The sequence below is a fragment of the Streptomyces sp. NRRL B-24572 genome (assembly GCF_002156145.1).
Classification (GTDB): Bacteria; Actinomycetota; Actinomycetes; order Streptomycetales; family Streptomycetaceae; genus Streptomyces; species Streptomyces vietnamensis.
Genome location: NZ_MWIG01000934.1, coordinates 1 through 6419 on the forward strand (window position 1 = coordinate 1; position 6419 = coordinate 6419).

Annotated in this window: 5 protein-coding genes; 4 read left to right on the plus strand and 1 reads right to left on the minus strand. The window is 71.9% G+C overall.

The features are described from left to right. Positions 1-31: 31 nt before the first annotated feature. Positions 32-1519, minus strand: coding sequence for an MFS transporter (locus CCN56_RS38480; RefSeq protein ID WP_086832287.1), 1488 nt, complete (start codon positions 1517-1519; stop codon positions 32-34). A 125-nt stretch (positions 1520-1644) separates the two neighbouring features. Here CCN56_RS38480 and CCN56_RS38485 point away from each other — a divergent pair, with 125 nt between their 5' ends. The 4 genes from CCN56_RS38485 to CCN56_RS38500 all read left to right on the plus strand — a co-directional run. Continuing rightward, complete coding sequence (locus CCN56_RS38485) at positions 1645-2547, plus strand: TetR/AcrR family transcriptional regulator C-terminal domain-containing protein (protein WP_086832288.1); 903 nt, start codon at positions 1645-1647, stop codon at positions 2545-2547. A gap of 265 nt (positions 2548-2812) precedes the next feature. Beyond that, the gene (locus CCN56_RS38490) at positions 2813-4843 is read left to right on the plus strand and encodes a M4 family metallopeptidase (protein WP_086832289.1); all 2031 of its coding nucleotides are present in this window, start codon (positions 2813-2815) and stop codon (positions 4841-4843) included. A gap of 86 nt (positions 4844-4929) precedes the next feature. Further along, the gene (locus CCN56_RS38495; RefSeq protein WP_086832290.1) at positions 4930-5586 is read left to right on the plus strand and encodes a response regulator transcription factor; all 657 of its coding nucleotides are present in this window, start codon (positions 4930-4932) and stop codon (positions 5584-5586) included. Next, positions 5579-6419, plus strand: an 841-nt coding sequence (locus tag CCN56_RS38500) for a histidine kinase (protein WP_256962396.1), incomplete at its 3' end; no start/stop codon positions are given. The genes CCN56_RS38495 and CCN56_RS38500, both read left to right, overlap by 8 nt.

A 6419-nucleotide genomic window follows, 5' to 3' on the forward strand; every position in this document is an offset into this window, starting at 1 on the left:
ACGACCCCCTGCCCGTCCCCGACGCCCCCTGTCAAACCTTCCGCCGCAGGAGCACCAGCGACAGCCCAGCCGCAAGAAGCATCAACAAAGCAGCCCCGACAGCGGCCCCGGACATGGCCTCGACAAAGGCCCCACGGGCGGCGGCAAGAACGTCCGGCCCGGCCCCCAGCGCACCCCCGAGCGTCTCCCGGGCAGCGGCCGGCGCCGAGGAGGGCATGGCCGCGGTGTAGACGGCCGCACCGATGGCCCCGAGGACGGCCATCCCGAGCGCACCGCCCAGCTCCGACCCGGCTTCGAGCACGGCGGCAGCGACCCCCGCACGCTCGGGCGGCGCGGCGCCGAGGGCGAGTTCGTTGGCGAGGGTCATCGCGGAGACGAGCCCGGCGACGTAGACGGCGCTGCCCACGAGGACGACCCAGAAGGGCGTGCCGCGCTCGACGCCGACCAGCCACCCGAAGCCCGCGGCGGAGACGACGAACCCGCCCCCCATGACGTACGCCCGGTCCACCCGCTGGGCGAGCACCGCGGCGACGGGCGCGGCGACCATGGCGGCTCCGGTGGGGACGAGGCTCCAGAGGGCGGCTTCGAGAGGGCTCTGCCCGAGGACGGACTGGAGGTACTGGGTGAGGAAGACGGCGAAGCCCACCGTCGCGGCCATGGCGAGCAGATTGACCAGCAGGGAGCCCCCGTACGCGGGAGTACGAACGAGCCGCAGGTCGATCATCGGCTCATCGAGCCGAAGCTGCCGACGGACGAAGACGAGCCCGAGCAGAACCCCGAAGGCCACCGCGAGCGCGGGCAGGGGCGCCCACCCGCCCTTGGCGAGCTCCTTGATCCCGTAGATCACCGGCAGCAGAGCGACAAGCGAGAGCCCGGCACTGACGAAGTCGAACCGCGAACCCCCCGCGGCCTCCTTGGACTCGGACACCAGCAGCGGCGCGAGCACCAACAGCAAGGCCATGGCAGGCAGGTTGATGAGGAAGACGGACCCCCACCAGAAGTGTTCGAGGAGCGCGCCGCTGACAACAGGGCCCAGGGGGATGCCGCTGGCCATGACGGTGGTCCACAGGGTGACGGCCTTGGCGCGCTGGGCCGGGTCCTGGAAGAGGGTGCGGATCAGGGCGAGGGTGGACGGCATGAGGCAGGCTCCGGCGACGCCGAGGAGGGCGCGGGCGCCGATGAGGGCGCCGGGGCTGTGGGCGTAGGCGGCGGCGATGGACGCGGCGCCGAAGAGCGCGGCGCCGAAGAGGACCAGCTTGCGGCGCCCGACGCGGTCGCCGAGGGAGCCCATGGTGACGAGGAGCCCGGCGAGCACGAAGCCGTACATGTCGAGGATCCACAGCTGCTGGGTGGCGCCGGGCCGGAGGTCGGCGGCGATGGAGGGGATGGCGAAGTAGAGGACGGAGACGTCCATGGAGACGAGGAGGAGCGGGAGCATCAGAACGCCGAGGGCGGTCCATTCGCGCCGCCCGGCGCGGGCGGGTTCTGCGGCTGTCGAGGGGCCTGCGGTGAGTGTCATGCGAGCAGCGAAGCAACAGGGGGCGTACAGCGCCACGAACGCCCTAGTGCACCGCACACATCCCCCGCGAAGCAGCAGCTCAGGCCCGTGTACACCGCACAGGTGCACTAGTACACTCACCCGCCATGCCGACCGAGCCGCCCTACCTGGCCATCGCCGCCGAGATCCGACGCCGGGTGCACACGGGGGAGTTGGCCCCGGGTGACCGGGTGCCGTCGACGCGGGCGATCACGCGCGAGTGGGGCGTGGCGATGGCGACGGCGACGAAGGCGCTGGCGGCGCTGCGCCAGGAGGGCCTGGTGCGGGTGGAGCCGGGGGTGGGGACGGTGGTCGTGGACACGGCGCGGCGGGCGCCGGCCACGGTGGCGCTCACGCGGGGGCGGATCGTCCGGGCGGCGATCGAACTGGCGGACGCGGAGGGCCTGAACGCGCTGACGATGCGCCGGGTGGCGACGACCCTGGGCACGTCGACGATGGCGCTGTACCGCCACGTCCCGGGCAAGGTGGAGCTGGTGCGGCTGATCGCGGACGCGGTGTGCGGCGAGGTGCCGCTGGGCCCGGTGCCGGCGGACTGGCGGACGGGCCTGGAGCAGGGCGCGCGCTGGCTGCGCGGGGTGTACGCCCGGCACCGGTGGATGGCGCACGCGATGGCGTCGTTCACGCGGCCGGTGGCGACGCCGAACGCGATGAGGTACACGGAGTGGATCCTGCGGGCGCTCCGGGGCACGCCCCTCTCCCCCGCGGACAAGCTTCACGTCCATCTGTCGGTCTTCGCCTACGTCCAGGGCCTGTCGATGGCGGACGACCTGGAGGAGCAGGCGCGCCAGGACACGGGGATCTCCAACGACGAGTGGATGGAACAGAATGAGCCACGGTTCGACGCGATTCAGTCGGCGGGTTCGTATCCGGAACTAGCCGCGGTGACCGACGGCGGGGGCTTCGGTCTGGACCTGGACGGACTCTTCGAATTCGGCCTCCGCAGAGCGTTGGACGGCATCGCGGCCCTGATCGACGAATCGTCGCCCTGATCGGCGAAACGTCCGGTTAACGAACACGGACATTCGGGCAGCGGACGGTTTCCAGCCAACTTCCCGACACGGTCCTGACAGGTACCCGTCAGTTCTGTCACTCTCTCCCCGGTTCTTCGCACCACTGTTCACCGCGTCCCCCGATCGGGTTCACCCCGTACGGGTCCCGCGTCACAAGTACAACTTCATGCTCCACAGCTCTCCTTGCTCCGCCCGGACGGACTCACCCAAGCCCGCCGGTACCCCCCTCGTTTAAGGAGTCTGCGTGAGATCCACGCCCAGCCGTCGCGCCACCGCGACCGGCGCTCTGATCGCCGCCGCCGCCATGCTCACCCTCGGCGTCCAGGCCGGCACCGCCTCGGCCGGCACCTTCGGTGCCGCCGCCCCCGCGGCGCAGTCCCTCGGCAAGGTCAACCCGGGCAAGCTCCCGGCCGACCTCTCCCCCGCCCAGCGCGCCGCGCTGATCAAGGCCGCCCAGGCCGACTCCGCCGCCACGGCGAAGCGCCTCGGCCTCGGCGCCACGGAGAAGCTGGCCGTCCGCGACGTCGTCCAGGACCGCGACGGCTCCACCCACACGCGCTACGAGCGCACCCTGGACGGCCTCCCGGTCCTCGGCGGCGACCTGATCGTCGACGAGACCAAGGCCGGCGCCCAGACCGGTGTCATCAAGGCCAGCCGCGCCGACATCGCCAAGGTGGACACCGCCGCCGCCACCATCGCCCCGGCCGCCGCCCAGAAGCAGGCGATCGGCGTCGCGAACGCGGCGGGTGCCGAGAAGGCCACCACCAAGAACGCCCCGCGCAAGGTCGTGTGGGCCGCCAAGGACACCCCCGTCCTCGCCTACGAGACGGTCGTCGGCGGCTTCCAGGACGACGGCACCCCGAGCGCGCTGCACGTCATCACGGACGCCAAGACCGGCGCCAAGCTGTACGAGTGGCAGGCCATCGAGACCGGCATCGGCAACACGATGTACAGCGGCCAGGTCACCCTCGGCACCGCCCCGTCGTACTCCCTCACGGACACGACGCGCGGCAACCACAAGACGTACAACCTCAACGGCGGCACGTCGGGCACCGGCACGCTGTTCACCAACAGCACCGACACCTGGGGCAACGGCCTGGCCTCCAACAAGGAGACCGCGGGCGCCGACGCGCACTACGGTGCCGCGGTCACCTGGGACTACTACAAGAACGCGCAGGGCCGTTCCGGCATCCGCGGTGACGGTGTCGGCGCGTACTCCCGGGTCCACTACGGCAACGCGTACGTCAACGCGTTCTGGGACGACTCCTGCTTCTGCATGACGTACGGCGACGGCACGAGCAACACCCACCCGCTCACGTCCATCGACGTGGCCGCGCACGAGATGACGCACGGCGTCACCTCCAACACCGCGGGCCTGAACTACAGCGGCGAGTCCGGCGGCCTCAACGAGGCCACCTCGGACATCTTCGGCTCGACCGTCGAGTTCTACGCCAACAACTCCACGGACGTCGGTGACTACCTCATCGGCGAGAAGATCAACATCAACGGCAACGGCACGCCGCTGCGCTACATGGACAAGCCGAGCAAGGACGGCGCGTCCAAGGACTCGTGGTACTCGGGCATCGGCTCGATCGACGTCCACTACTCCTCGGGCCCGGCGAACCACTTCTTCTACCTGCTGTCCGAGGGCAGCGGCTCGAAGACCATCAACGGCGTGACCTACAACTCGCCGACCTCCGACGGCCTGCCCGTCACCGGCATCGGCCGGGACAAGGCCGCGACGATCTGGTACAAGGCGCTGACCACCAAGTTCAGCTCCACCACCAACTACGCCGGCGCCCGCACGGGTGCCATCGCCGCGGCCACCGACCTGTACGGCGCGAGCAGCCCCGAGGTCGCGGCCGTCCAGGACGCCTTCGCCGCGATCAACGTGGGTGCGCGCTCCGGCGGCGGCACCGGCGGCGGGACGGTGTTCAGCAACGACACCGACGTCGCCATCCCGGACTCCCCGGGAGCCGCGGTGACCTCCTCGGTGACCGTCTCCGGCATCACGGGCAACGCGCCGAGCAACCTCCAGGTCGGCGTGGACATCGTCCACACCTACATCGGTGACCTCGTCGTCGACCTCATCGCCCCCGACGGCTCGGTCTACAACCTGTCCAACCGGGCGGGCGGCAGCACCGACAACATCAACCAGACCTACACCGTGAACGCCTCCTCGGAGGTCGCCAACGGCGTCTGGAAGCTCCGGGTCCAGGACAAGGCGGCCATCGACACCGGCTACATCAACAGCTTCAAGCTGACCTTCCCGTAAAGCACCACCGCACGGGAGCGGGCGCCCGGAGGGAACCTTCCCTCCGGGCGCCCGCGCGTCCGCGTACCGTGCATACCCTGGACCGCATGATCAGGGTGCTCCTTGCGGACGACGAGGCGATGATCCGGGCCGGAGTGCGGGCGATCCTCGCCACCGACCCCGGGATCGAGGTGGTGGCCGAGGCCGGCGACGGACACGAGGCCGTCGACCTCGCCCGCGAGCACCGGCCCGACGTCGCCCTGCTCGACATCCGGATGCCCCGGCTCGACGGGCTCGGCGCGGCCGAGGAACTGCGCACGACGGTGCCGGACACCGCCGTCGTCATGCTCACCACCTTCTCCGAGGACGCCTACATCGCGCGGGCGCTCGGCTGCGGCGTCAGCGGCTTCCTCCTCAAGTCCGGGGACCCGCGCGAGCTGATCGCCGGAGTCCGGGCCGTGGCCGGGGGCGGCGCCGCGCTCTCCCCCACCGTGGCCCGGCGGGTCATCGACACCCTCGGCGGGGAGCGGTTCACCCGCGCGGCCGAGGCGCGCACCCGCCTGGAGCAGCTCACGGGCCGGGAGCGGGAGGTCGTCGCCCTCCTCGGCGCCGGGCTCTCCAACCAGGAGATCGCGGACCGCATGTACGTCGTCGAGGGCACGGTGAAGGCGCACGTGAGCGCCGTCCTCGGCAGGCTCGGCCTGCGCAACCGGGTGCAGCTCGCGGTCCTGGCGTACGAGGCGGGCCTGGTCCCCGATGCGTGAACCGGTCCGCGAGCACCTCTTCGACCTGGGACTCTGGCTGCTGCTCTGCCTCCCCGTCCTCCTCAGATCGGACCCGAACGACGGCGGGAGCTGGACCGAGGTCGCGATCGGCGTGGCGCTGCTCGGCGGCTGCGTCGCGGTCAGCCGGCGGTGGCCGCCGGTGCCGGTCGCCGTCGTGGTCGCGGTGAGCCTGTCGTCCTCCCCGGAGCTGTTCACCCCCTCGTACAGCCTGGCCCTGATCGCCTTCGGCTATCTCGCCGGACGGCGGGAGGAGCAGACCCGGGCGGCGCTGTGGCTGTTCGGCGCGGTCGCGGCGGCGGGGCTGGTCCTGACGACGGTCACGCACTCCTCGCTGGGCCAGTGGTTCACGCTGCTGCTCACGCTGGCCCTGGCGGTCGTGGCGCCGTGGCTGATCGGCCGTTACGCGCGCCAGTACGACCGGCTCGTGCGCAGCGGCTGGGAGCTGGCCGACCGGATGGAGCGGGAGCAGGCCGCCGTCGCCGACCGGGAGCGGCTGCGGGAGCGGTCCAGGATCGCGGGCGACATGCACGACTCCCTCGGCCACGACCTGGCCCTGATCGCGGTCCGGGCGGGCGCCCTCGAGGTCGATCCGGCGCTGGGTCCCGCCCAGCAGCACGCGGCCGGCGAGCTGCGGCGCGCGGCGGCGGACGCGACGGCCCGGCTGCGGGACATCATCGGCGTCCTGCGGGAGGACGACGCCGGGGCGCCGACGACCCCGTCGGGCGAGACGGTCGAGGAGCTGACGGCCCGGGCCCGCGCGTCGGGCCTCTCGGTCACCCTCACCGCCGCCACCCCGGTGCCGACGCTGCCGG